We start from the raw sequence: 25,539 nt of genomic DNA on the forward strand, positions 1-25,539 counted from the left end.
GTCGAACGTGATCGACCGACGGCCGCCGTTCCTGGAGGGACGGCGGCCTCGCGTGATCGCCCACCGCGGCTTCGGCCCCGACCGGATCGGCAACACGCTCGAGTCCTTCGAGCGCGCGATCGCCGCCGGGGCGGATCTGCTCGAGACGGACGTGCGCGCCACTGTCGACGGCATCGCCGTGCTCGTGCACGACGCGGAGGTCCTCGACGGCAGCGGCATCGTCCACCGGATCGCCGACGAGCGGTGGGAGGACCTGGCGCGCGTGGTCCTGCCGGGAGGAGAGCGCCTGGTGAGCCTCGAGGACGCGCTCCGACGACTACCGCAGGCCCGCTTCAACGTCGACGTGAAAGCGCGCGAGGCCGTCGTCCCGACGGCGGACGCCGTCGGTCGTCTCGCGGCCGCCGATCGCGTCCTGCTGACCTCGTTCTCGGAACGGCGTCGCGCCGCCGCGGTGCGGCTGCTGCCGGGAGTCGCGACGTCGGCCTCGGCGCCCCGGTTCGTCGCGGCCCTCCTCGGTGCGCACCTGGGGGCGCCGCTCCCCGTGCGCCTCGCCCTCGCGGGCATCGACGCTCTGCAGGTCCCGGAGTCCGCCCTCGGGCTCCGCGTCGCCACTCCCCCGGTCCTCGCCCGTCTGCGCGCCTCCGGAGCCGAGATCCACCTGTGGACGATCAACGATCCGGAGCGGATGCGGCACCTCCTCGCCCTCGGCGTGGACGGCCTGGTCACCGACCGGACCGACCTCGCTCGCGCGGCCGTCGACTCCCTCCGCGGCCGGGAACCGGAACTACCCCGATGACCTGAAGGTTCTCTGGCAAAGGTCCGGACCGCAAGACCACCTCCAGGTACGCGGTCGACACTTGTCGGAGCACAGCGAGAGGAGACCACACAATGGCAGATCGAAGCTTGCGCGGAATGAGGTTGGGCTCTCAGAGCCTGCAGAGCGAGGAAGGCGTCGTCTTCTCACCGCGGTCGACGCACACCTATCACTGCACCAACTGCGGCCACGACACCGACATGGTGTTCTCGGCCGACGCCGAAGCGCCGGAGACCTGGGAGTGCCGCTCCTGCGGTCACGAGGCCACCCTCCTGGTGGACTCGAAGCCCGTCGTGGTGGATCGCGGAGAGCAGAAGGCTCCCCGCACCCACTGGGACATGCTGCTCGAGCGCCGGACCCGTGCGGAGCTGGAGGAGCTGCTCGAGGAGCGGCTCGCCTATCTCCGTGCCCGTCGAGGCGAGCACAAGATCGGCGCTTAGCGCCGACCTGCGTCCCGGGGTCGGGGATCGCGCGTCTGCAGGACGAACGAGACCAGACCCGCGAGACCTGCGGCGAGGAAGTACCAGCCCAGGTTCCGGGACCACACGAGAGCCGGGGTCGTGGTGGAGGCGAGGGGGACCTCGTCCACCATGGCACCCGGCTCGAACCATGTCAGGGAGTCGAGCGTCGAGCCGTCGGGCGCGATGATGGCGCTCGTTCCCACCGTCGAGATGTTGACCACGCTGCGGCCCGTCTCGATCGCCCGCAGCCGGGCGATGGCCAGTTGCTGCACGCTCTCGTCGGTGCGGCCGAAGTCGGCGTTGTTCGTCTGCGCGAGGATGATCTCGGCGTCGCCGTCGATCATGGCGTTGGTCAGGGCGTCGTCCGAGATGTCGAAGCAGATCGCGATGCCCGCGAGCACACCGTCGATGTCGAAGACGTTGGGCTTCGTGCCGATCGAGTAGTCGCGGCTCACCAGGTCGACGAGGTCGGGCGCGAACATCCGCCAGAACGCCCGATCGGGCATGTACTCGGCGAAGGGCACGGGGTGCACCTTGTCGTAGACCTGGGTCGCCCCCTCCCCCGCCTTCCAGAGCAGCGAGCTGTTGTAGAAGACGTCCTCCTCGGGATTCGTGATGGTCCCGACGATGAAGGGCGCGTCCATGGTGCGGCTGAGGTAGTCGAGCACGGCGGCGGACTGGGCGTTCCTGGTCGGGTCGATGTCGACCCCGTTCTCGGGCCAGACGACCATGTCGACGTCCTCCTCGAGGACCGGCAGGGTGGCCGAGGTGTGATCCTCCAGGATCTGCCCCCGATAGCTCGCCGAGAAGAGCCCGGCGTCGGAGTCGCCCTGGATCGCGGCGATCCGCGTCGTGCCGTCGGTCGGCGCCGGCCACGCCGGGAAGACGAGCGCGGCGATCGCGAAACCGGCCACCGTCGCGACCCGCGCACTCGCGGGCACGGTGATCTCGCGCACCGCCTGCGCGAGCACGGCCGCGAGGAAGGCGACCACGAAGCTCAGCCCGGTGAAGCCCACCCACGCCGCGAGATCGGCGAGCGGACCCGTCGACTGCGAGAGCGCGAGCCGCCCCCAGGCGAAGCCGCCGTACGGCCAGACGCTCGTGATCGTCTCGCGTCCCGCCCAGAGAGCGGCCAGCAGGGCGGGGATGCCGACCATCCGCCCGAGCGGACCGGTCCAGACCCGGTGCCCGCGGGTCGAGAGCATCGCCATGAGCCCCGCCGACAGGGCGAAGAAGATCGCCTGAAGACCGGCGAGAGCGAGCCACGGGACCGGGCCGAGGTAGAGCGTCAGCCACTCTATGTGCACGCCCCAGAAGACGCCGCCGCCGACGAGGCCGACCAGGGCCCCGCTCCAGAAGCCCCGGCCGGCCAGGGCGAAGAGGATCGCCGCGGCACCGAGGATCGCGAGCGGCCAGAGGTCGGTGTCCGGGAAGCCCCGATCCAGGACCGCTCCCCCGAGTCCGGCGAGGATCACTGCCGGCCACAGCGGTGCCGTGCGCCCGAGGGGCGCGGGAGTCGCTGCGATCATGCGACCGTCGAGTAGGCGACGATGCCCCGGCGGACGGAGTCGAGCGCCGTGCGTGCGGCACGGCCCACCTTGCCGTCGGCGACGACCGAGAGCTGGTCGAGGAGGTCGATGGTCTGCTTGGCCCAGCGCACGAAGTCCCCGGCGGCCATGTCGGCCTCGCGCAGCACCGCGTCCAGCGGCATCCCCCTGGCCCACATGTTCATGGCGAGCGCGAGACTCGTCGAGATCGGGTTGCTGCCGGGCAGCCGGTGGTCGCGCTCGACGTCGTCGAGGCGCGCCCACAGCAGCTGCGTCTTCTCGAGCGCCTCGGGGAACCCGCCGCGCGGCAGGAACTTCTCGTTGAGCGTGCCCTCCTCGCGTCGCGGCTCGAAGACGAGGCAGCAGGCCATGGCGGCGAGCCCCGCGGGGTCGAGCTCCGTCCAGGCCTGCTTGCGGAGGCACTCGGCGACCAGGAGGTCCCGCTCGCCGTAGATCCGGCGCAGCGTCCGCCCGTTCGGAGTCAGCGAGAGCTCGCCGGCCTCGTCGCGGCGGAAGTACCCCAGCTCGAGGAGCACCTCGGTGATCCGGTCGAAGACCTTCGCGACGGCACCGGTCCGCGAGCGGATCTGACGCTCGATCTCGTCCGTCTCCCGGCGGAGCTTCCACCAGCGCTCGGCCCAGCGGGCGTGCTGCTCGCGATCGGAGCAGGCGTGGCACGGATGGGCCTTCATCCGGCGGCGTAGGGAGTTCAGCTGGCCCTGACGCTTCTCGCGCTCGGCGTGCGAGGCCGATTCACCGCGGACGGCGCCCCGGCGCTCGAGCTCGCCGATCTCGCGGCGGATCGCCGCGTACTGCTCGAAGTCGCCGAGGTGGCACTGCATCGCGGTCACGTACCCCGCGAGCGACTCCTCCTGCTGTCGCACCCGGCGGGCGAGGTCGACGACGGAGCGGTCGGCCTGGAACTGCGCGAACGACGACTCGAGGATCTCGCGGGTGCGCGTGCGGCCGAACTGCTCGATCAGGTTGCAGGCCATGTTGTAGCTGGGACGGAAGCTCGAGTTGAGCGGGTAGGTGCGGCGGGAGGCGAGGGAGGCGACCGCCTGCGGGTTCATCCCGGCCCGCCACTGGATGACGGAGTGCCCCTCGACGTCGATCCCGCGGCGACCGGCGCGGCCGGTCAGCTGCGTGTACTCACCCGGAGTGATCGGCACGCGCGCCTCGCCGTTGAACTTCTCGAGCTTCTCGAGCACGACCGTGCGCGCCGGCATGTTGATGCCGAGGGCGAGCGTCTCGGTCGCGAAGACCACCCGGACGAGCTTGCGGAGGAAGAGCTCCTCCACGACCTCCTTGAACGCGGGCAGCATGCCCGCGTGGTGGGCGGCGACGCCGCGCTGCAGGCCGTCGAGCCACTCCCAGTACCCGAGCACCGCGAGGTCCTCGTCGCGGATGGTGCGGCACCGCTCCTCGACGATCGCGCGGATCTCGTCGCGCTCGTGCCGCTCGGTGAGACGGACACCGGAGCGGAGGACCTGCCGGACCGCCTGGTCGCAGCCGGCCCGGCTGAAGACGAAGAAGATGGCCGGGAGCAGGTTCTTGCCCTCGAGGATCTCGACCACCTCGGAGCGCGGCACGAGCTCCTCGGCCGGGCGGGTGTCGGCGAACCGCCCGCGGCCGCGGGCGCGCGGGCCCCCGCGCCCGCCCCGCTCGACGCGGGAGCCGCCCTGGGCCATTCTCGCCAGCTCGGGGTTGACCCGGTTGGTCGCTGCACGCCCGGACGAGTCGAAGAGGTCGACCAGCTTGCCGCCGACGAGCACGTGCTGGTCGAGCGGCACGGGCCGCTCCTCCGACACGATGACCTCGGTCTCGCCGCGCACGGTCTGCAGCCAGTCGCCGAACTCCTCGGCGTTCGAGACGGTGGCGCTCAGCGACACCAGCCGCACCCGCTGCGGGAGGTGGATGATGACCTCCTCCCATACCGCCCCGCGGAAGCGGTCGGCGAGGTAGTGCACCTCGTCCATGACGACGTAGGCGAGGTCGCGCAGCAGATCGGAATCGGCGTAGAGCATGTTGCGCAGCACCTCTGTCGTCATGACGACCACGCGGGCGCGCGCGTTGATGTTCGAGTCCCCCGTGAGGAGTCCGACCTCGGAGGCCCCGTAGTCCTCGACGAACTCCTGGAACTTCTGGTTGCTGAGCGCCTTCATCGGCGTCGTGTAGAAGACCTTCGCCGTCGGGTCCTGCATCGCGAGGTGGATCGCGAACTCCGCCACCGCGGTCTTGCCCGCGCCCGTGGGCGCCGCGACGAGCACGCTGCGCCCGTCGTCGAGCGCGCTGCACGCCTCGTACTGGAACGGATCGAGGTCGAAGGCGAGGGTCGAGCGGAACGACTCGACCCTCGCGTGGCCCTGACGGGTGCGGAAGGCGGCGAAGCGCTCCGCGGGGGACTGCTCGCTCACGCGGGCAGGTCGGAGGCGGTGCCGTCGTAGACCGGGATGCGCTTCGCCGCGCGCCGGTCGTGGAGGATCGCGATCCCGCAGGCGAGGAAGAACAGGAAGATGATCGGGATGGCCAGGAGGAACATCGAGATCGGGTCGGCGGCCGGGGTCGCGATGGCGGTGAAGACCACGATGACCATGATGGCGATGCGCCACGACTTCAGGATCAGCATCCCGGGCAGGATCCCGAGGAAGTTCAGCAGCACCAGGAAGACCGGCAGCACGAAGGCGATGCCGACCATCAGGACGAGCTTGAGGACGAAGTCGTAGTAGTACTTCGCATCGATGAAGCTCGCGGCGTTGTCACCGGTGAACCCGGTGAGCAGCTCCACGATGTGCGGGAAGACCAGCCAGCCCGCGGCGCAGCCCGCGAAGAAGAGCGGGATCGCGGTCAGGATGAACCCGAGGCCGTACCGCATCTCCTTCTTGGTGAGACCGGGCACGAGGAACGCCCAGATCTGATAGAGCCACACCGGGCTCGCGATGACGATGCCGACGGTCATGGCGATTTGCAGCCGCAGATCGAAGGCACCGGCGATGGTCGGGAAGTTGAGGATCGCCTCTTTGCCCTGGGAGGACGCCACCTCGAGGATGGGCGCCTTGAGGGATTCGAAGACCCACTCCGAGACGAACCATCCGGCGATGCAGCCGAGGACGATCGCGATTGCCGACTTGAAGAGCCTGTTGCGAAGCTCGATCAGGTGAGCCCCGAGTGACATGCGCCCCTCGGGATCCTTCCCCGCTCGCTTCGTCCGTGGCTTCTTCGCTGCCACGGAGGTCATTACTTGAGCGGTGACTCGGGCGGCGTGGTCGTGCCGGTGCCGGTGGTCGATCCGGAGGTGGTGCCGGTCGTCGACGCGGGACCCTCGGTGGAGTCGCGGCGCTCGGGGCCGTCCTCCTCCTTCATGGTCTTGACCTCGCTCTTGAAGATGCGCATCGACTGTCCGACGCTGCGCGCGAGCTGGGGAAGCTTGGGCGCACCGAAGAGCAGGAGGATCACAGCGAGGATGATGAGGAGGTGCCACCCCTGGAGGCCAGCGAACATTGCAGACTCACTTTGCTTGTCGGTTGCGGTGTACGAGGAGCTTACCCCGTTCGACCCTCGCGGACCGTCGATCCTCGGACCTGTCACGGCGGGAGTCGCGACGCGACTCGTGGGCCCTGCGCACCGCATCGCGGTCGGCGAAGAGGGAGGACGGCGGCCGCTGCACCTGCGGAGCACCGTCGTCCGGCTGGATCTCGTCGAGCTTCGCCGTGAGCTCCTCGAGCTGCCGGAGGAGGACCCTTCCCTTGCGCCAGTACGAGACGAGGAACAGCGCGAGCACCGTCAGGGCGCCGATCGCGAGCAGCGTCCAGATCAGGATCCAGGACCACCACGTCATGACCCGGCCTCCCCGTTCGCCCGGAGCGCGGCGCGCGTCCACTGGGCCACGGCCTCCCGCGCCGCCGGCGGAGCGACGACGGTGACGAGGCCGGGCAGGGACGCGACGAGGCGCGTGAGCCCCTCGAGGTGCGCGACGCGGATCCGCACGAGCACCCCCTCGCCCTGCCTCATCGGCGGGAACGGGCGGGAACTCGGCGTCGACGGCGTAGTCCCCCAGGAGCGCCACCGAGCTCGGCGCCACGCGCAGGTCGACGAGCAGATCGCTGTCCGACGCCTCGAAGAGCCTCTCGGGCAGCGTCACCTCGTGCCGACGGCGCACGATCGGCGCTCCCGTGTCGGTGAGCGAGCGCATCCGATCGACGCGGAAGGTCCTCACCCCTTCCCGGAGGTGGCACCAGCCGCGGAGGTACCAGTCCCGGTCGACCGACTCGAGGAGGAACGGATCGACGAGGCGCGACTCCGTCTCGCCCCGCGCGTTGCGGTAGTCGAACGCGAGCTGCGTGCCGGCCGCCACTGCGGCCCGGATCACCTCGAGCCCGGCGTCCGCGCCGGTGCCGCGCGCGACGGCGACGGCGCTCGGGGCCGATGACGCTCCGCGCGACAGCTTGCCCATCAGGGTGGCGATGCGGTCGTTGCCCTGGTTCTCGGGCAGCGCGGCGAGGTACTGCATCCCGGCGATCAGCGCGGCCGCCTCCCTCGCCGAGAAGCGCGGGGAGTCGTCGATGGCCACCTGCTGGGTGAGCTCGACGTGGTCGTTCTCCTCGAAGTCGTCCCAGCTGATGTCGAAGAGGTCGTTGGCCTGGTACTGGGACGTCTCGCCGGGGATGCCGGAGACGGCGATGAGGCGGACCGCCCGGCGGACCTCCTCCGGCGAGATGTCGAAGTGCTCGGCGACCTCCTCGACCGCGACCCGGCCGCGGTCGAGGAGGTAGGGGACGATCGAGAGCAGGACCGCGAGCCGATCGCGGGCCTGGAGCGTGCGGGGCCTAGCCATCGTGGCTCCCTCCGGAGTCGGACGCGGACTCGTGATCGGACAGGGAGCGCCGGAGGCGCCGAACCACCGCATCGCGGAGTTCGACCGGTTCGAGGACGACGACCTCGGGTCCGTATCCCGCCAACTCGTCGGCGAGGATGTCGGCGTCGGTGTAGTGCAGGCGGAGCACGTGCTCCCCCTCCCCCGACGTCTCTGCTCGGCGGCCGAGGCGCAGCGCCGCGTCGGAGTCGGCGGCGACCCGCAGGAGTGCGCTCGTGCGGCTCAGCACCTCGTCCAGCTGGGCGAGTGCCAGGACGGCCTGGTCCCCCTCCTCCGGCTCGAACGTCCGTCCGGTCGAGGAGACCGATCCGACGATGCGCGCGAGCAGGAACGTGCGGGTCCCCTCGGCGCTCTCGTCCCAGGCGTGCAGGTGCCAGCGACCCTGGTGGTTGACCAGCGCCCGCGGCCGGACGGTGCGGAGCCGCGGTTCGGCGCCGCCCGGCTTGAGGTAGGGGAACCGGACGACCTGGTTGCGGTCGAGCGCTGTGCTCAGCGGTTCGAACGATGCCTCGCGCACCCGGATCGAGGGGCTGATGCCGATGACCGGGTCCACGGACTCGACGCCGATGGAGCGCAGCTTGATCAGCGCGCGACGGGACTCGGCCGACAGGGTCCCCTCGCGCCACACCGCACCGGCGAGGCGGAGCAGCGCGACCTCCTCCGGGTCGAACGCGATGTCGGCGGGGAGGTCGTAGCTGCGCTTGGCGATCCGGTAGCGCACGGTCTGGGTGTTCCCGGGGTCGCCCGGGGCGTCGACCGTCTCGATCGGGATCCCGAGCTCGCGGAGGTCGTCCTTGTCGCGCTCGAACTGGCGCTCGAGGGAGGACCGGTCCCCCCGGTCGGAGCGCTGGCGGTAGCCCTGCACGGTCGAGAGCACGTCCGACTTCGTCAGCCCGTTCTCGGCCGCCACGAGGGCGAGCACGAGGTTGAACAGACGCTCCTCGGCCGGGATGCGGCTCGAGGGAGAAGGCGTCGGCGGGCACGCCCTCCAGTCTAGGGCGCGGCCGACTCAGGCGATCCCGAGCACGTCGGCGACGAAGACCAGCGTCGAGCCGGCGGGGATCGTCGACTGCTCGGTGTCGCCGTAGCCCTGCTCGGGCGGGATGACCGCGATGACCTGCGAGCCGACGGGCTGGCCGATGAGCGCGTCGGCGAAGCCGGGGATCACGCCGCCCTGCGCGGTCGATCCGTCGGCCGCGGTGAAGACGACGGGCGCGCCCTTCTCCCAGCTCGAGTCGAACGACTCGCCGGTGCTCCAGAGCCAGCCGGTGTACGCGACGACGACCTGGTCGCCCTCCTCGACGACCTGCCCGTCGCCCTTCTTGAGCTGCGCGATCTCCAGCTCGGTCGGAGCGTCGCCCGAGGGCTTGGCGAGTCCCGGGGTGCCGTTCTCGTCGAGGGTGACCGTCGGGAAGCCGTTGGGGGCGGGCTGCTGGTCGCCGTCCGCACGAGCGAGGGACGCGCTCTGCACGTCGGCCACCAGCACGAGCGTGTCGTCGGGCGCGATGCCGAGCTGCGCGGAGGACTCGCCGAAGCCGTCCTCCGGAGCGATGGCGATCGCGACGCGGGAGCCGACCTGCGTGCAGAGGAGCCCGTCGTTCAGTCCGACGAGCCCGGAGCCGCCCACGGCGAAGCGCGCGGTGCTCTCGCCGTCGTAGGGCGAGGCCTCGAGGACGCTGCCGTCGGCGCCGTTGACGAGGGTGTAGTCGATCGTGACGAGCTGCCCCTTCTCGAGCGGGGCGCCCGTCCCCTCGATCAGAGTGCTGACCTGCGACGTGGTCGCCTTCAGCGGGCTGGGCACCGAGACCTCGGGCTGCGCACCGAAGTCGCCGCTGGCCTCGACCGCCGACGAGGAGTCCCCGGCGGTGAAGGGGGCGTCGCAGTCGGCGGTCGGCGAGGACGCGGAGCATCCCGCGAGGGCGACGACGATGCCGATGCTGGCGATGAGCGCGGTGGTGCGGCGCACGGGTCCTCTATTCGACGGGGGTGGAGCGGAGCAGGAGGGGCCCGGCGGCGGGAGGACCGGGCAGCGGCCCGGAGGCCGCATCCATCTTAGACGATGCCCTCATCGCCCTCGGGGACCTCGTCGGACTCCTCGGCGCCGAAGCCGCGGGCGCGGGAGAGCTCGGCGCTGGTCGCCGACTCGCGCACGCGCTTGCGCAGGCTCTTGGGGCTCACGGCGCGCTCGCCGAGGGCGCCGGGCGTCCACGCCTCGACGTCCTCGTCGCTGAAGTCCGTCTTCGACGGACGGCGCTTGAGCTCGGGCAGCACGGTGTCCGGGGCGAGCCGGCGCGCGGTGATGAGGAAGCCGGTGTGCCCGATCATCCGGTGATCCGGGCGGACGGCCAGGCCCTCGACGTGCCAGCCGCGGACCATCGTCTCGTTCGACGACGGGTTGGTGAACAGCCCGGAGGCGCGGATCGCCTCCGCGACACGGGAGAGCTGCGTGACGGTCGCGACGTAGCAGAGCAGGACGCCGCCCGGGGTGAGCGCGTCGGCGGCGACGTCGAGGCACTCCCAGGGGGCGAGCATGTCGAGGACGACGCGGTCGGCCTCTCCCGGCGCGACCGCTCCGGGCAGTTCGTCGACGAGATCGCCGACGGTGACGCTCCAGTTGTCCGGGGTGTACCCGAGGAACGTCTCGACGTTCGCGCGGGCGACATCGGCGAACTCGTCGCGGCGCTCGAAGGACGACAAGCGCCCCGTCGGGCCGACCGCGCGCAGCAGCCACAGGGAGAGGGCGCCGGAGCCCACCCCCGCCTCGACGACGCGGGCTCCCGGGAACACGTCCGCCAGAGCGAGGATCTGCGCAGCGTCCTTCGGGTAGACGATCGCCGCGCCCCGGGGCATCGACATCACGAAGTCGGCGAGCAGCGGCCGCAGCGCGAGGTGCTCGACACCGACGGTGTTCACCACCACCGATCCGTCGGGGAGGCCGATGATCGTGTCGTGCTCGATGCCGCCCCGGTGCGTGTGGAAGACCTTGCCCGGGATCAGCGTGATGGTGTTCATCCGCCCCTTGGGGCCGGTCAGCTGGACGCGGTCGCCCGCGCGGAAGGGTCCGGAATGCTGCAGTGCCTCACCGGTCATCGGAGGGCCTCCGTCTCGGTCGTGCGCGGCCGGTCGCCGCGGTGCTCGGAGGACACCAGCGCGAGGTCCGCGAGAGTGCGGCCCGCGAGGGTGGGCCAGAGGGCGTAGGGGGCACGCGCGTCGAGCTCGAGCTGGTGCGGGACGCCGATCGCGGCGGCGCCCGAGGCGACGGCGGCGGCGAGTCCGGCGTGGGAGTCCTCGATGGCGACGCACTCGCTCACCTCGACTCCCAGAGTGCTCGCGGCGAGGAGGTACGCCTCGGGGTCGGGCTTGCTGCGCTGGACCATGTCCCCGCTGACGATCGTGGCGAAGGCGGGGAACGGCAGGCGGTCGACGACGGCGCTCGCCATGCGCCCGATCGACATGGTGACCAGCGCCTGCGGGACACCGGCCTCCCGGACGGCCGAGAGCAGCTCCAGGGCGCCGGGACGCCACGGGATCTCGACGGCGAGCTGCGCGACGACCTCGTCGGTCATGCGGTCGATGATCGCGTCGACGCTCAGATCGACGCCCTTGCCCTGCAGGATCCGCGCGGAGGCGGGGAGTCCGGAGCCGACGAGGCTCATCGCGTCCTCGTGGGTCCAGACGCCGCCGAACGACTCGACGAGCGCGTGCTCGGAGGCCATCCAGTAGGGCTCGGTGTCGACGAGGGTGCCGTCCATGTCCCAGAGGACGGCGGCCGGCGCCTCGGGGACGGCGTGCGCCCGGGGGCGGAGGTGTCGGAAGTCACGAGCGACCATCGTACCGGCAGGCCCGGGAGCGGGCCCCGTACGCGGACAGCGGAAAGCGTCTGGCCCGCGCAGCCCCGGGTGGGCCGGGTCCTATCCTTGTGCAACGGGTGCCCGCGGACCGCGGGGAACCGGACCTCGAGCCGAACGCGGAGATCGTGCCTATGAACGTGATCAAGGGAAACGTCCTCGTCGTGGCCTTCGAAGGCTGGAACGACGCGGGAGACGCCGCGAGCGGAGCCGTCCGGCTCGTCAAGGACGACGGCGACTACGTGCCCCTGTTCGCGGTCGACGCGGAGCAGTACTACGACTTCCAGTACACCCGTCCGATGCTCTCGATCGGCGAGGACGGACGACGCAGCCTCGCGTGGCCCGGCACGCAGATCTTCGGACCCGCCGACACCTCGGTCGACGCCGAGAGCGCCCTCTACGTGATGGTCGGCACCGAGCCGTCGCGGAGCTGGAAGAGCTTCGCCGCGGAGGTGGTCGACGCCATGCTCGCGATCGACATCTCCTCCGTCGTGTTCCTCGGCGCGATGCTCGCCGACGTCCCGCACACCCGGCCGATCTCGATCTTCGCGTCGAGCGAGAACGCCGAGCTGCGCTCCGAGCTCGATCTGGAGCGCTCGAGCTACGAGGGTCCGGTGGGGATCCTCAGCGTGATCGGCGAGGCCGCGCAGAAGGTCGGCATCCCCGCCGTCTCGATCTGGGCATCCGTTCCGCACTACGTGCACAACGCCCCCTCTCCCAAGGCGATGCTGGCGCTGCTGGAGAAGCTCGAGGAGGTCGTGGGCCTGGTGATCCCCCGCGGCGACCTGGTCGAGGAGGCCGAGGAGTGGGAGCGCGGGATCGACGCTCTCGCGAACGACGACGAGGAGATGGCCGCCTACATCGCGCAGCTCGAGCAGGCGCGCGACACCGTCGACTCCCCCGAGGCGAGCGGCGAGGCCATCGCGCAGGAGTTCGAGCGCTACCTGCGCCGCCGAGGCGACGGGCGCTCCGGCGAGGAGCCCTGGCGCCCGTGACCCGCTGACCCGCTCCCGCGAGCGGATCAGCCGAGCCGGACTCCCAGGAGGGCGTCGACCGCGTCGCGCAGCAGCGCCGGGTCGTCCACCCCGGTCGCCGCCACGGCGTCCAGGAGGGCGAGTGCCCCGGGGGTGTCCATGTCCTCCCGGAGGACGGCGCGCAGGCGCGCGAGGACCTCGACGGCCGACGCCGTCCCCGACTCGGCGAGCGACGCCTCCCACCGCTCCAGGCGCTCGATCGCGGCGGGCAGGTCCTCGGGCAGCCACTCCCAGTCGGAGCGGTAGTGGTGCGCGAGGAGCGCGAGACGGACGGCGCGCGGATCCGTGCCCTCTGCGCGCAGCCGCGAGACCAGCACCAGGTTGCCCAGCGACTTGCTCATCTTCTCGCCCTCGTAGGCGACCATGCCCGCGTGCGCGTACGCGCGGGCGAGAGGGCGGCCCGAGAGCGACGCGGCGTGCCCGGCACTGAACTCGTGGTGGGGGAAGACGAGGTCGCTGCCCCCGCCCTGCAGCGTGAAGTCGGGACCGAGGCGGTCGAGGGCGATCACCGAGCACTCGATGTGCCAGCCGGGCCGTCCGCGCCCGACGGCGGAGTCCCACGCCGGCTCCCCCGGTCGCTCCGCCCGCCACAGCAGCGGATCGAGCGGGTGCCGCTTGCCGGAACGATCGGGATCGCCGCCGCGGGCCGCGAAGAGCTCGGCCATCGTCACCGGATCGAGCCCGCTCTCGCTGCCCAGGTGCCACACCTCGCCCTCGGCCGCCGAGATGTCGTAGTAGAGGTCGTCGGCGCCGTCGGCCGCGCCCTCGGGGGCCGGCACGCGGTACGCGACGCCGTCGCGCTCGAGACGGGCGACGGCCTCGGCGATCGGCTCGATCGTCTCGGTCACGCCGATGTAGTGGGCGGGCGGCAGGATGCGCAGCGCCGCCATGTCGCCGCGGAACAGCTCCACCTGCTCCTCGGCGAGCTCGCGCCAGTCGACGCCGGTCGCCGTGGCGCGCTCGAGCAGCGGGTCGTCGACATCGGTGATGTTCTGCGCGTACTCCACGGTGATACCCGCATCGAGCCACAGCCGCTGGACGATGTCGAAGGCGAGATACGTGGAGGCGTGGCCGAGGTGGGTGGCGTCGTAGGGCGTGATGCCGCAGACGTAGAGGCGGGCCGTGCCCTCCTCGGCCGCGAGCTCGACGAGACCGCCGGTGGCGGTGTCGCGGACGCGGGGCACGGGTCCGGTGCCGGGGAGAGCGGGGACGGACGGGGAGTTCCAGGCGCGCATCTAGGCCGCGATGAGTCCGGTGCTGAGCGCGACCATGAGGACGCCGCCGAGCAGGATCCGGTAGATCACGAACGGGAGGAAGCTGCGGCGGGAGATGTAGCCCATGAAGAACGCGATCACGACGAAGCCGACCACGAAGGCGACGATGGTCGCGACCAGCGTCTCCATGCCGCCCACCTGGATCTGGTTGGGCAGCACCTCGGGATCGCTGATGCTCTTGTAGAGCTGGTAGAGACCGCTGCCGAAGACGGCCGGGATCGCCAGGAGGAACGAGTACCGCGCCGCGGCCTTGCGCTCGTAGCCCATGAAGAGGCCGGCCGTGATGGTGCCGCCCGAGCGGGAGACGCCGGGGATGAGCGCGAGCGCCTGGGCGCCTCCGTAGATGAGGCCGTCGCGGCCGTTGAGATCGCGCAGACGGCGCTTCTTCGCTCCGACGTGGTCCGCGATGCCGAGCAGGATGCCGAAGAGGATCAGCGTCGTCGCGACCACCCAGAGCGAGCGGAGCGTCGTCTCGATCGCGTCCTGGAAGATCAGGCCGAGCACGATGATCGGGAGGCTGCCGATGATGATCAGCCAGCCCATCCGGGCGTTCGGGTCGGAGCGGGGCACCCGGCCGACGAGCGACCGGCACCAGTTGCCGACGATCTTCACGATGTCGCGCCAGAAGTAGATGATGACCGCGGTCTCGGTGCCCAGCTGGGTGATGGCGGTGAACGCCGCTCCGGTGTCCCGGCCGTCGAGCCCCGGCAGCAGTTCGCTGACGATGCGCAGGTGGGCGCTGGAGGAGATGGGGAGGAATTCGGTCAGACCCTGGACGAGTCCCAGGATCAGCGCTTCGAGCAGGCCCATGCGTCACTTTCGAGGAGGGCTGGGGCGTCGTCGGCCAGCAGGCGGTCGGTGGCGGTCGGGAGGCTGACCTCAGGATCGCAGGAGCAGATCGGTCAGGACCTTCCTCCCGAAGACTAGTGCGTCGAGCGGAACCCGCTCATCGACCCCGTGGAACAGCGCCGGGAAGTCGAGCGACCCGGGCAGCTGCAGCGGAGCGAAGCCGTAGCCGGTGATGCCGAGCGTCGAGAGGGCCTTGTTGTCGGTCCCTCCGGAGAGCAGGTAGGGCAGCACCTCCGCGTCGGGGTCGAAGCGCCGGAGGGACGCGGCCATGCTCTCGACGAGAGGGCCGGCGAAGGGGACCTCGAGTCCGATGTCGCGGTGCTGCACCTCGATCTCGATGTGCTCGCCCGCGAGCTCGCGGATCCGCTCGAGCACCGCGTCCTCCTCGCCCGGCAGCACGCGGACGTCGACGACCGCCTCGGCGAACTCGGGGATGACGTTCGCCTTGTAGCCGGCGCTCAGCATGGAGGGGTTCGCAGTGGTGCGCAGCGTCGCCGCGATGAAGCGCGAGGCGGTGCCGGTGGCGATCGCCAGCTCCTCCGGGGTGCTGCGCTGGGGATCGCGACCGAGGATGCGGGCGACCTCGCCGAGGAGCTCCCGGGTCGTGTCGGTGAGGCGGGTCGGCCACTCCTCGCTGCCGATGCGCGCGATCGCCTCGGCGAGGCGGGTCACCGCGTTCTCGCGGTTGATCTGCGAGCCGTGCCCGGCGGTGCCGCGCGCCCGGAGCTTCAGCCACAGGAGAGCCTTCTCACCGGTCTGCACGAGGTAGGCGCGCGTCCCGTCGAGGTCGATGGAGTAGCCGCCGACCTCGCTGATCGCCTCGGTCGCGCCGGCGAACAGCTCGGGACGCGTCTTCACGAGGTGACCGGATCCGCGGACACCGCCCGCCTCCTCGTCGGCGAAGAACGCGATGACGAGGTCCCGCGAGGGGCGCCGGCCCGAGCGCAGCACGTCGCCCAGGGAGGCGAGGATCATCGCGTCCATGTTCTTCATGTCGACGGCGCCTCGACCCCAGAGCATGCCGTCCTTGATCACTCCGCCGAACGGATCGACGCTCCAGTCCTCGGCGATCGCCGGGACGACGTCGAGGTGGCCGTGCACGACGAGGGCGCCGCGGTCGCGCTCCTCCCCCGTGACCCGGGCGACGACGCTGGTGCGGCCGGGGTCGGAGTCGATCAGCACGGGCTCGAGGCCCAGATCGCGCAGGTGCGACGCGACGTACTCGGCGGCCTCCCGCTCGGGCTCCGCACGGCCCTCGCCGTAGTTGCTCGTGTCGAAGCGGATGAGGTCGCGCGCGATCAGCGCGGTCTCGTCGAGATCCTGCTCGGGGACGGAGGAGTCGGAGGCGCTGGTCATGCCCCCACGCTAGCGGCGGGGGGCTCCCTCCGCGGTGTCATCCACCCTCCTGAAACCGTGCTAATGTCTTCTTCGGCCGCGGAAACGCAGGCCGGAACAAACACTCGTCCGGGTGGCGGAAATGGCAGACGCGCTAGCTTGAGGTGCTAGTGCCCGTATAGGGCGTGGGGGTTCAAGTCCCCCCTCGGACACAGAAGAAGGAATCCCCGTCTCTCCTCGGAGAGGCGGGGATTTCGTCGTTCCCGGGCTTCTCGTTCCCGGGCTTCTCGTTCCCGGCCGTGCGCCCCTCGGTGAGATGCGCTTCCCGCCGAGACGGTCCGCCCTGCGGCGGGATCAGTCGGCCGGGATCGTGCGCACCGCCCACTCGCTCACCGCTCGGTCGAACCTCTCGGGATCGAGGTTGTACTCGCCGCCGTGAGCGGCGTCCGCGAAGGCGACCACCTCGACGAGGCGGGGGTTCGCCGCGGCGAACCGCTCGGTGAGTGCGAACGGCACCTCCGGATCCCCGACCGAGTGCAGGACGAGCGTCGGCACTGCGACCCGCTCCCCTGCACCCCCAGTCCAGGGCCTCGAGATCGATCGGCACCGGGAGCCCGGCGGGACGGTGCAGGATCCGATCGCCGAGAGCCCACTCCGCCAGACGAGCGGCGCCCACGGGCAGGCCGGCGCGTCGGGCGCCGTGGCGGATCGCTCCGCGCCAGTCGGTCGCCGGGCAGACGAGCACGAGACCCGCGATGCGCTCCCGGTGCGCGGAGCGCTCGGCGAGCAGCAGTGCGATCTGAGCACCCAGCGACCACCCGACGAGCACCAGCGAGCGCGCCCCGTGCGCGACGGCGTACTCCAGTGCCGCGTCGACGTCCTGCCACTCGGTCTGGCCGAGGGTCGACGCGCCTCGGGGGACGTCCGGGCCGTCGCCGTCCCCCCGGAACGAGGGGACGATCGAGGTGGCGCCGAGCTGCTGCGCGACCGGCACGGACCTCAGTGCGGTGACTCGGCTGGTCCGGATGCCGTGCACGTGCACGAACCAGACGTCCGAGCCGGGGAGCACCCATGCCGGGGCGGTCCCGCCCGGGACGGGGACGGGCACGGTGCGGACCGCGGGGTCGAGCTCCTCGGGACCGGAGAAGACATGACCCGTCCATCGCACCGGACCGGGGCGCAACGGCGCACCGGTGGACGCGAGGACCTCCCGCTGGACGCGAGCCGTGTCCGCATCGTGCCGGAGGACCGTTCCGATGCGCAGGTGCCCGTCGCGCTCGGGCGACCAGAGGCCGAAGGTCCCCGGGCGCACGGTCGCGGAGTCAGCGTCGAGCACCACGGTCGACGCCGTCACCGAGTGGAGGCGCACGAATCGCGGTCGGCCGGGGAGGACCACCCGGCGGGCGAGCAGGACGCCGAGCGCGGCCGCCCCTGCCGCCGTCGCCGCGACCGCTGCCGCCGTCCCCGCGAGTCTCATCGCCTCCTCCGTCCCCGCGTCAGGACGCGGTGACCACCCGAGCGGATGTCCAGCCCAGCGCCGGGGCGACGGACTCCGCGATCGTCTGCAGGAGCCGGGCGTTGTACTCGACGCCGAGCTGATTGGGGACCGTCAGGAGGAGCGTGTCCGCCTCCTGCACCGCGACGTCGGCGGCCAGCTCCGCGGCGATCAGATCGGGCTCGCCCGTGTAGCTGCGGCCGAAGCGGGCCGCGACCCCCTCGAGCGACGCGACCTGGTCCTCTCCCCCGCGGCCGCCGAAGTAGAGGCGGTCGAGCTCGCTGGTGATCGGCAGGACGCTGCGCGAGACGGAGACGCGCGGCTCGCGCTGCCAGCCGGCGTCGGCCCAGGCGGAGCGGTACTCGCGGATCTGCCGGGCCTGCAGCTCGTCGAAGGGGATCCCCTCCTCTTCGAGGAGGAGCGTCGAGGACTGCAGGTTCATCCCCTGCTCTGCCGCCCAGCGCGCGGTGGCGAAGCTGCCCGCTCCCCACCAGATGCGGCCCTCGAGCCCCGGCGAGCGCGGCTCGATCGACAGCGGGATCGACTGACGCGTCATCGCCGGATCGGACTGGGCGACGGGCGCGCCGGCGAGCGCCTCGCGGAAGAGCTGGACCTTGTGCCGGGCCAGATCGGCGTCGGTCATGCCCTCGGGCGGCACGAACCCGAAGGCCTCCGAGCCGCGCAGAGCTGTCTCGGGCGATCCCCGGCTCACGCCGAGCTCGAGCCTGCCGCCCGAGATGAGGTCGGTCGCCGCCGCCTCCTCCGCCATGTAGAGCGGGTTCTCGTAGCGCATGTCGATGACGCCGGTGCCGATCTCGATCCGGCGGGTCCGCGCGGCGATGGCCGCCAGGAGCGGGAAGGGCGAGGCGAGCTGCGGCGCGAAGTGGTGCACCCGGACATAGGCACCGTCCAGCCCGATCTCCTCGGCCGCCTCGGCGAGCTCGATGGTCTGCAGCAGGACGTCGCGCGCGGTGTGCGTCATCGACCCCGGAACCGACTGGTAGTGACCGAAGGAGAGGAAGCCGATGCGCGAGACCATGCGTGCTTCAGCGTCGGAGAGGGCCGGGGTATTCCTCAGACCTCCGCCGACCGGTCACTACCGCCCTCACACCCGCGGCCATCCCCGGATTCTCCACAGTTCCACTCCGCGCTTCCCGACCGCTCGCGAGGCTTCCTACAGTCGCTGGCACGAGCCGCTCGGACGACCACCATCCCGGTATGGTCTCCTTTGATGTGAGCCATGCTCATCACTCGTCGCATCGACCGACAGGAATACAGGTTGACCTTCCTTCTCCTCGCCCTCACCTCCGCCGTGGCCTACGGCGTCAGCGACTTCCTCGGCGGGTTCGCCTCTCGCGGCGTCGCCGCTCTGCGCGTCATCCTGGTGTCGTATCCGGTCTCGGCCGTCGTCATCGCGGTGATCGCTCCCCTTGCAGGAGGGTCGCCCAGCGGCTCCTCGCTCCTGTGGGGAGCCGCCTCCGGAGCCGTCATGGCGGTCGCGATGTGGTGGTTCTACCTCGCCCTCGCAGAGGGACCCATGAGCATCGTCTCCCCGCTGACCGCGGTCCTGGTGGCCGGCGTGCCTGTCGCTGTCGGACTCGCTCTCGGCGAACGGCCGTCGATGGTCTCGGGCGTCGGCGTTCTGCTGGCGATCGTCGCGATCGTCCTCGTGAGTCGCGAGTCCGCCCCGGCGCGGGACGGCCGCCGATTCACTCGGCGCGTCGCCCTCCTGACTCTCGGCGCCGGCACGTGCTTCGCCCTCAGCTTCGTTTTCACGGACCGCATCGACAGCGCTTCTGGTCTGTGGCCCCTCGTCGCCGCGCGGGTGACCGCATCCGCCCTCGTCCTGGCCGGCGCAGTGCTCGTCCGGCCGACCGGCGTCCTGCGCGGCCGGATGCTGCTCCTCGTCGTCGGCATCGGCCTCCTCGACGTCGTCGCGAACGTGACGATGCTCTCGGCCTTCCGAGGAGGGATGCTGTCGATCGTGAGCGTGCTGATCGCGCTTTATCCCGCCGTCACCGTCGCACTCGCCGTCGTGGTGATCCGAGAGCGGATCGGCATCGGGCAGGCTGCGGGCTTCGTTCTGGCAGCAGGCGCTGTGACCCTGATCGCGGTCGCGTCATGAGCGGCGCGCGGATCGGCGCAGATCTGGAATCGGTGGTCGTCGAGCACCGCCCTCTCACCAGGTCGGAAGCTCATCTCGTCGTCGAGGAGATCCGGTCGTCGACCACGATCACCGGCTACAGCCTGGAGGAGTGGTGCGGCCGTCGCGAGACTTTCGTCGCGCTCGATCGCCGATCAGGCGACGTGGTCGGTGCGGCGCTCGTGCACGCCTTCCTCGGAGGCTGGAGCGAAGTGGCGGTCCTCTTCGTGCGTGAGACCCACCGCGGTCGCGGGATCGGCCCTCGGCTCCTCTCGGAGATCATCGAGCAGCTTCACGGGCGACGCCTTCTCCTCTTCTTCTGCGAGGACACGATGCGTCGCATGGTCCTCCGCCACGGATTCACCGTGCACCGAACGCCTCACGATCTTCCAGGACGTCCACTCCTGCGTCGACTGTTCCTCTCCGTTCTCTACCCCCTCCAGTGGAAAGCGGATTCTTACCGGCGCCGCGAGATACGGCGCAAGCGGGAGCGGTACGGCTGCTCGTTCGACTTCACCCTCTCCAGCCTGACCTCCTCCGACCAACGACCACGGAAGGACTTTTCATGACAGCATCCACGACGAACGACACTTCTGATCCGCTGCGCGCGCATCGATTCACCGGCGCCGTCCACCCTCTCCTCCTCGAGATCAACGCCTCGATCGATGTGGATGAGCGGCTCGCCCTGATCGATCTCGAGGGCTCGATCGCGCACGCTCGCATGCTCGGCGACAGGGGCATCGTCACTGCTCAGGAGTCCGAGATCCTCCGGCGCGGTCTTCGGACCATCGAAGCCGAGGTCGCCTCCGGCATCTTCCGACCGGACCGTGCACTCGAGGACATCCACATGAACATCGAAGCTCGACTGCACCGGCTCGTCGGACCGGTGGCGGGAAAGCTCCACACCGCTCGCTCGAGGAACGATCAGGTGGCGCTCGACTCGCGCCTCTGGGTGCGCCAGGCCACTCGCACGATGGACGACCTCCTGAAAGGACTCCTTCACGCGCTCCTCGACCGAGCTGAGAAGGAAGCGGCTTCACCGATGCCGGGATTCACTCACCTGCAGAGCGCCCAACCCGTGACGATCGGACACCATCTGCTCGCGTACGCGGAGATGCTGCACCGCGACAGGAAGCGCTTCGCCGCCGCCGAGGAGCGGGCGGACGAATCACCGCTGGGAGCTGCAGCGCTCGCGGGCTCCGGCTACTCGATCGATCCGGCAGCGACAGCCTCTGCGCTCGGATTCGCCGGCCCGATGCGGAATTCGATCGACGCGGTCTCGGATCGGGACTTCATGCTCGACTTCCTCCAGGCGGCTGCGACGCTCGGAATGCATCTGTCCCGTCTGAGCGAGGAGCTCGTGATCTGGAGTTCCACGCAGTTCGCGTACGTGCGACTTCCCGAGGGGCTCTCGGCGGGTTCGTCGATCATGCCGCAGAAGCGGAATCCGGACGCCGCCGAGTTGATCCGAGCGAAATCCGGACGATTGGTCGGCGACCTCGTGACGCTTCTCGTGGTGATGAAGGGCCTGCCGCTCGCCTACAGCCGAGACATGCAGGAGGACAAGGAGCCGGTCTTCGACGCCGCCGACACGATCGATCTCTGCGTGCGGACGATGACGGCACTCGTGGAGGGGCTCGAGTTCGATCGAGAGCGGATGAGACGGGATGCCGCACGCGGTGGAGCACTTGCGACCGAGATCGCCGATTGGCTCGTGGAGCAACGGCGCCTCTCCTTCCGGGAAGCGCACGGAGTCGTCGCTTCCCTCGTGTCGGCACTCGAGCAGGAGGGGCTCGAACTGCATGAGATCGACGCGGGATCGATCGTCGCGTACTCACCCGCGCTCGAAGGGATCCCGACCAGCGTCCTCGACCTCCAGCACGCTCTCTCGCGGCGCACCTCGACAGGGGGAACCGCTCCCGCCCTCGTTGCTCGAGCCGTGCAGGATCTGCGACGACGGACCGACGCACTCCGGCCCGATCGCAGCACCCTGAGCGAGAGGAGCGGATCGTGACGGCCGGACGGCGGGTCGTGCTCGCATACTCGGGCGGAGTCGACACCACTGCGTGCATCCCCTACCTCCGACACGCGATGGGGTGCGACTACATCGTGGCCATGGCCGCGGATCTGGGTCAGGGGGACGAACTCGAGCCGATCCGACGCAAGGCCCTTCTCGCCGGTGCTGACGATTCGATCATCATCGACGTCAAGGAGAGGTTCGTCGAGGAGTACGGCTTCCGCGCGCTTGCGGCCAACGCGGTGCACGAGCTGCACTACCCTCTCGCCTCGGCTCTGGGCAGACCTCTCATTGCGGAGCTGCTCGTCGACACCGCGGCGAGGACCGGCTGCGATGCCGTCGCGCACGGCGCGACCGGCAAAGGCAACGATCAGGTCCGGATGGACCTGGGGATCGCACTGAAGAACCCCGACCTCGTCATCCTGGCGCCTGCACGAGTGTGGCCCTTCACGCGAGCGGAAACGATCGCCTACTCGGAGACGTACGGCATACCTCCCCACGTCTCTCAGGAGCGCCCGTGGGCCATCGATCTCAACGTGCTCGGTCGCAATGTCGAGGCAGGTCCTCTCGAAGACCTCGACTGGGAGCCGACCGAGGATGTCTGGGCCCTGACGACAGCGGTGGAGAACGCACCCCACATCGCCGAATACGTCGACATCCGGTTCGAACGAGGTCGGCCCACGGCGCTCGACGGCCGGGAGATGTCCCCGTTCGACCTCGTGCAGCGGTTGAACGAGCGTGCTGGAGCACACGGGATCGGCCGCATCGACATGCTCGAGAACAGGGTCGTCGGCGTCCTCTCGCGGGAACTGTACGAGGCGCCGGCGATGACGGTGCTGCTCGCGGCTCACGCCGAGCTGGAGACGCTCGTGCTGCCTCCCGAGGTCCTGACCGAGAAGCGGAAGCTGGATACGGTGTACGGCCGGCTGGTGTACGACGGCTTCTGGCACGGGCCGCTCCGTGCGGCGCTCGACGCCTTCGTGGAGCACACCCAGCAGGCGGTCACCGGGACGATCCGGATGAAGCTGCTCGCAGGGAAGGCCGTGACCGTCGGACGCAGCGCACCGCGGCCCCTGTATCAGAAGGCGCTCGTCACCTACGGTTCCGGATCGCGCTTCGATCAGACCAGCGCCACCGGCTTCATCGACCTCTTCGGCCTGTCCGCCCGTACGTGGGCGGAACTCCAGCAGTCGGCGCCTGGGGAATGACCCGGTCCTCCCGACGAGCCGCTGCACATCTCGCAGAGGCGCCGTCGTCACTCCCTGCGGCCGCCGGGAGCTCCCGTCAGAGCGCCTCGAAATCCGCGGAGATCGAGGCGGAGACCTCGATGTCCTCGGGCTTGAGGGCGAGCGGCTCCTCCTGGGAGCTGAAGGCGGCCATCCGGCTCATCGCACCGTGGCCCCCTCCTGAGTTCGCGGTGTTCGGACGGAGGCCCGGCTCGAACAGCGTGAGCACGCGCACCTCACTGAGACCGAGGGCCGACGCATAGGCCGACGCACGCTCCTGCGCATCCTTCACGGCCGCCACGCGGACCTCGCGCTCGAGGGCTGCACGGTGGTCGGCGGTCAGCGCCCACTCCACGCCCGAGATTACCACGCCGGGCAGCTCGGACACGGACGAGACCCAGCGGCCGAGGGCGTCGAAGTCGCGGTACTTCACCCTCACGCCGGCGGCCGCGATGTGGAAGACCTCGGCGACGTCGGAGTCCTTCAGGAACCGGCGGACGGTCGAGACCGAGACCTGGTCGGCCGACCACCACGTCGCCGCTCCGGACTGCTGCTCCGATCGGGCCTGGTCGCGCACGGTCGCGTGCAGCGAGACGACCTCGGCGAGCACGGCCGAGCGCGAACGCGACTCGCGACGGATCTCGAGGCGGACGGTGCCCCGCTCGGCGGGATGGAAGTGCTGCGCGGTGCCGGCGACGGTGAGGGTGACCATGGGGCCATGGTGCCCCATCCGCCTCCCCACCGCCTCGATCCGCCGGGCGAGCGACGCCTCAGCGGCGCGACGCGAGCGCACTCCGGATCGTCTCGGCGAGGGCCCGCTCGACCGCCAGGTTGCTCAGGATCTGCTCGCGGTGCCCGCCCCGGGCTGCCGGGCGGCACTCGCCGGAGGCGGGGTCGATCGATCCGCGCAGAGCCCGCTCGCTCGCGGCGATCGACTCCTCGAGCAGGTCGAGACGCCGCAGCAGGCGCCCGGTCTCGAAGCCCTCGACGGTGATCCGCTCGTCGGAGGGGTAGGGGAAGGGCGAGGAGGTGGGGCTCATGGTGGTCCGATCGATCGGGGCACCCGGATTCGGCGCCGTCACCAGAGAGACACGCGAGAGCCGCGATCATGACGCCGTGGCGTGGAATGACCTGCGGCCCTGGCGTGAAGCGTCGCCTCGAGGCTCAGTCCTTGAACACCGACAAGTGCTGGTTCTCGACGATGGCGAGGGTGCGCACGAGGCGCGTGTAGCGCTCGACCAGCTCGCCCTCCTCCGCTCCGAGCCCCAGGAGCGCCGAGATGCTCTCGGCCGGGAACAGTCCGACGATCTCCATCGCGACGGCGCGAGCGTGCTCGGAGGAGAGCCCGCGGGTGTACTCCAGAGCCCGGGCGAGCTGGGGGCGCTCGCCGTCGACGGCGGCCGCCTGCGCGCCTCCCGCTGCGGCGTGGGCGAGGACCGCGACGAAGACGCGGGCGATCTCGTCGACGCGCAGGGCCCTCACCAGCGTGAGCAGGCGGGAGGAGACCCTGGTCACTCCGCGGGCGAGGAGCTCGCCGCTCAGGGCCCGCACCTCGATGACGTCTCCCCCGCTGAAATCGCCCGACACCCGCTTGATGCCCGAGGCGAAGAGGCTGGAGCCCGAGTCGATGCTCCGCTCGGCCTCGAGGTTGATCTCGACGCGCCCCCGCGCCGTGGCCACACCCGAGATCCAGCGCTGCTCCACACCGGGGTGCCCGTGCACCGCGCGGACGAGGGTGCCGGGGCCCGGCCCGTCGATCGCGCCCAGGATCACGTCGGGGGTCCGAGCGCCGGCGATGCGCGTCGAGACGCCGTTGTGGGCGGCGAGCTCGGCGGCCTTGAGCTTGGAGCGGATGCCGCCCCGGCCGGTGCCGCCCTTCTGCACGCCGATTCCGCGCAGCTCCGCGATGCCCAGCTCGTCGAGGTGGACGCCCTCCGCGATGCTGCCGGCGAAGACGCCGGGCACGTCGGTGAGCAGGAGCAGGAGATCGGCTCCGAGGAGCATCGCCAGGCCGCCGGCCACCCCGTCGTTGTCGGACCCCGCGGAGTCGATGGTGTCGTTGCCGTTCACGATGGGGACGACGCCGGCGTCGAGGGCGTGGCGGATCGCCTCCGCGACGTGGGACATCTGGCGGGGCGACGCGAGGTCGGACTCGCCGATCAGGATCTGGGCGACGAGAGCGCCGGAGAGCTCGGCGACCGAGCGGTAGAAGCCCATGAGCACGGTCTGGCCGACGGCGGCGGCCAGCCGGGAGCTGATCGGCTCGTCCTGGGAGCGGGCGAAGAGGGCGCGGCCCGAGGACACGGCGCCGGAGGAGACGAGCACGACGTCCCAGCCGAGACCGCGCGCGGTGAAGGCGCTCTCGAGCGCGTTCGCGAGCAGGACGGGATCGGGTCCGGACTGCTTGGTCACCGAGCTGGAGCCCATCTTGACCACCAGGGTGCGCCTGCGCGGCGGGGCGGCCTGCTCGGCAGCGGAGGCGGCGGCGGTGTCGGGATCGGGCAGTGCGTCGGGCATGGCCCCCATGGTAGAGCGGGTGGTCTTCCCGCCGGTCCCCGAGGCCTCCGCCGGTCCTCCACAGGTGCCGATGACGGTGCTCGGACGTAGTCTTCGAGGACCCCGC

24 protein-coding genes, 1 tRNA gene and 1 pseudogene are annotated in these 25,539 nt (G+C 70.8%); 8 read left to right on the plus strand and 18 right to left on the minus strand.

The features are described 5' to 3' along the window. Positions 1-7: 7 nt before the first annotated feature. On the plus strand, positions 8-796 hold the full coding sequence (locus AC0CID_RS03900) for a glycerophosphodiester phosphodiesterase family protein (RefSeq protein WP_465225846.1): 789 nt from the start codon (positions 8-10) through the stop codon (positions 794-796). Positions 797-888: 92 nt separating this feature from the next. Beyond that, entirely contained in the window at positions 889-1,254 is a 366-nt protein-coding gene (locus tag AC0CID_RS03905) for an RNA polymerase-binding protein RbpA (RefSeq protein WP_207402556.1), read from the plus strand. Here AC0CID_RS03905 and lnt read toward each other — a convergent pair. The 9 genes from lnt to AC0CID_RS03950 form a co-directional block, all read right to left on the minus strand. After that, complete coding sequence (gene lnt, locus AC0CID_RS03910; RefSeq protein WP_465225847.1) at positions 1,251-2,804, minus strand: apolipoprotein N-acyltransferase; 1,554 nt, start codon at positions 2,802-2,804, stop codon at positions 1,251-1,253. The two genes, AC0CID_RS03905 and lnt, sit on opposite strands and share 4 nt — an antisense overlap. Beyond that, complete coding sequence (locus tag AC0CID_RS03915; RefSeq protein ID WP_465225848.1) at positions 2,801-5,239, minus strand: DEAD/DEAH box helicase; 2,439 nt, start codon at positions 5,237-5,239, stop codon at positions 2,801-2,803. The genes lnt and AC0CID_RS03915 overlap by 4 nt, the downstream gene beginning before the upstream one ends. Further along, positions 5,236-5,997 carry a twin-arginine translocase subunit TatC gene (gene tatC / locus AC0CID_RS03920; protein WP_207402559.1) on the minus strand — a complete coding sequence of 254 codons (762 nt, stop codon included), beginning with the start codon at positions 5,995-5,997 and terminating at the stop codon, positions 5,236-5,238. Before tatC ends, AC0CID_RS03915 begins: the two co-directional genes overlap by 4 nt. A 62-nt stretch (positions 5,998-6,059) precedes the next feature. Beyond that, entirely contained in the window at positions 6,060-6,323 is a 264-nt protein-coding gene (tatA, locus tag AC0CID_RS03925) for a Sec-independent protein translocase subunit TatA (protein ID WP_207402560.1), read from the minus strand. A gap of 7 nt (positions 6,324-6,330) precedes the next feature. After that, positions 6,331-7,656, minus strand: a complete 1,326-nt coding sequence (locus AC0CID_RS03930; RefSeq protein ID WP_465225849.1) for a helix-turn-helix transcriptional regulator — start codon at positions 7,654-7,656, stop codon at positions 6,331-6,333. Then, positions 7,649-8,617: a helix-turn-helix transcriptional regulator gene (locus AC0CID_RS03935; RefSeq protein WP_465225850.1), complete on the minus strand. Its 969-nt coding sequence runs from the start codon at positions 8,615-8,617 to the stop codon at positions 7,649-7,651. The genes AC0CID_RS03930 and AC0CID_RS03935 overlap by 8 nt, the downstream gene beginning before the upstream one ends. 87 nt (positions 8,618-8,704) lie before the next feature. Next, positions 8,705-9,661 carry an FKBP-type peptidyl-prolyl cis-trans isomerase gene (locus AC0CID_RS03940; protein WP_207402564.1) on the minus strand — a complete coding sequence of 319 codons (957 nt, stop codon included), beginning with the start codon at positions 9,659-9,661 and terminating at the stop codon, positions 8,705-8,707. 86 nt (positions 9,662-9,747) lie between these two features. Then, positions 9,748-10,785 carry a tRNA (adenine-N1)-methyltransferase gene (locus AC0CID_RS03945; protein ID WP_207402565.1) on the minus strand — a complete coding sequence of 346 codons (1,038 nt, stop codon included), beginning with the start codon at positions 10,783-10,785 and terminating at the stop codon, positions 9,748-9,750. Continuing rightward, positions 10,782-11,525 (minus strand): HAD family hydrolase, encoded by a 744-nt coding sequence (locus AC0CID_RS03950; RefSeq protein WP_465225851.1) that lies wholly within the window; start codon positions 11,523-11,525, stop codon positions 10,782-10,784. Before AC0CID_RS03950 ends, AC0CID_RS03945 begins: the two co-directional genes overlap by 4 nt. A gap of 152 nt (positions 11,526-11,677) precedes the next feature. Between AC0CID_RS03950 and AC0CID_RS03955 the strand changes: the two genes are divergently transcribed. Continuing rightward, positions 11,678-12,538: a proteasome assembly chaperone family protein gene (locus AC0CID_RS03955; RefSeq protein ID WP_465225852.1), complete on the plus strand. Its 861-nt coding sequence runs from the start codon at positions 11,678-11,680 to the stop codon at positions 12,536-12,538. Positions 12,539-12,564: 26 nt separating this feature from the next. On the opposite strand, the gene mshC is transcribed toward AC0CID_RS03955, so the two are convergent. The 3 genes from mshC to AC0CID_RS03970 all read right to left on the minus strand — a co-directional run bounded on the left by mshC (position 12,565) and on the right by AC0CID_RS03970 (position 16,056). Further along, positions 12,565-13,812: a cysteine--1-D-myo-inosityl 2-amino-2-deoxy-alpha-D-glucopyranoside ligase gene (mshC, locus tag AC0CID_RS03960; protein WP_465225853.1), complete on the minus strand. Its 1,248-nt coding sequence runs from the start codon at positions 13,810-13,812 to the stop codon at positions 12,565-12,567. Continuing rightward, positions 13,813-14,661, minus strand: coding sequence for an undecaprenyl-diphosphate phosphatase (locus AC0CID_RS03965; protein ID WP_207402567.1), 849 nt, complete (start codon positions 14,659-14,661; stop codon positions 13,813-13,815). A 69-nt stretch (positions 14,662-14,730) separates the two neighbouring features. Beyond that, positions 14,731-16,056, minus strand: coding sequence for a M20/M25/M40 family metallo-hydrolase (locus AC0CID_RS03970; protein ID WP_465225854.1), 1,326 nt, complete (start codon positions 16,054-16,056; stop codon positions 14,731-14,733). Between the two features lie 106 nt (positions 16,057-16,162). Between AC0CID_RS03970 and AC0CID_RS03975 the strand changes: the two genes are divergently transcribed. Next, positions 16,163-16,247: transfer RNA gene (locus tag AC0CID_RS03975), tRNA-Leu, on the plus strand. 142 nt (positions 16,248-16,389) lie between these two features. Here the strand turns inward: AC0CID_RS03975 and AC0CID_RS03980 are convergent. The 3 genes and pseudogenes from AC0CID_RS03980 to AC0CID_RS03990 form a co-directional block, all read right to left on the minus strand. After that, entirely contained in the window at positions 16,390-16,590 is a 201-nt protein-coding gene (locus AC0CID_RS03980) for a hypothetical protein (RefSeq protein WP_465228140.1), read from the minus strand. 220 nt (positions 16,591-16,810) lie between these two features. Beyond that, a pseudogene (locus AC0CID_RS03985) lies at positions 16,811-17,512 on the minus strand (alpha/beta hydrolase family protein); the annotation flags it as partial. 19 nt (positions 17,513-17,531) lie between these two features. Further along, positions 17,532-18,569, minus strand: coding sequence for an LLM class flavin-dependent oxidoreductase (locus AC0CID_RS03990; protein WP_465225855.1), 1,038 nt, complete (start codon positions 18,567-18,569; stop codon positions 17,532-17,534). A gap of 240 nt (positions 18,570-18,809) precedes the next feature. Between AC0CID_RS03990 and AC0CID_RS03995 the strand changes: the two genes are divergently transcribed. Genes AC0CID_RS03995 through AC0CID_RS04010 form a run of 4 tightly spaced genes read left to right on the plus strand, consistent with a single transcriptional unit; the run spans position 18,810 to position 22,898 of the window. Continuing rightward, positions 18,810-19,655, plus strand: coding sequence for an EamA family transporter (locus AC0CID_RS03995; protein WP_465225856.1), 846 nt, complete (start codon positions 18,810-18,812; stop codon positions 19,653-19,655). Next, complete coding sequence (locus AC0CID_RS04000; RefSeq protein ID WP_465225857.1) at positions 19,652-20,242, plus strand: GNAT family N-acetyltransferase; 591 nt, start codon at positions 19,652-19,654, stop codon at positions 20,240-20,242. Before AC0CID_RS03995 ends, AC0CID_RS04000 begins: the two co-directional genes overlap by 4 nt. After that, positions 20,239-21,687, plus strand: coding sequence for an argininosuccinate lyase (argH, locus tag AC0CID_RS04005; RefSeq protein WP_465225858.1), 1,449 nt, complete (start codon positions 20,239-20,241; stop codon positions 21,685-21,687). The genes AC0CID_RS04000 and argH overlap by 4 nt, the downstream gene beginning before the upstream one ends. Beyond that, positions 21,684-22,898 carry an argininosuccinate synthase gene (locus AC0CID_RS04010; protein ID WP_465225860.1) on the plus strand — a complete coding sequence of 405 codons (1,215 nt, stop codon included), beginning with the start codon at positions 21,684-21,686 and terminating at the stop codon, positions 22,896-22,898. The genes argH and AC0CID_RS04010 overlap by 4 nt, the downstream gene beginning before the upstream one ends. Positions 22,899-22,974: 76 nt before the next feature. Here AC0CID_RS04010 and AC0CID_RS04015 read toward each other — a convergent pair whose 3' ends face one another. The 3 genes from AC0CID_RS04015 to proB form a co-directional block, all read right to left on the minus strand. Next, complete coding sequence (locus AC0CID_RS04015) at positions 22,975-23,628, minus strand: SIMPL domain-containing protein (protein WP_465225861.1); 654 nt, start codon at positions 23,626-23,628, stop codon at positions 22,975-22,977. 58 nt (positions 23,629-23,686) lie between these two features. Further along, positions 23,687-23,956, minus strand: coding sequence for a hypothetical protein (locus tag AC0CID_RS04020; RefSeq protein ID WP_207402577.1), 270 nt, complete (start codon positions 23,954-23,956; stop codon positions 23,687-23,689). 124 nt (positions 23,957-24,080) lie between these two features. Next, positions 24,081-25,433 carry a glutamate 5-kinase gene (gene proB / locus AC0CID_RS04025; RefSeq protein ID WP_465225862.1) on the minus strand — a complete coding sequence of 451 codons (1,353 nt, stop codon included), beginning with the start codon at positions 25,431-25,433 and terminating at the stop codon, positions 24,081-24,083. Positions 25,434-25,539 lie beyond the last annotated feature (106 nt).

This window comes from Rathayibacter sp. AC451 (assembly GCF_979253095.1).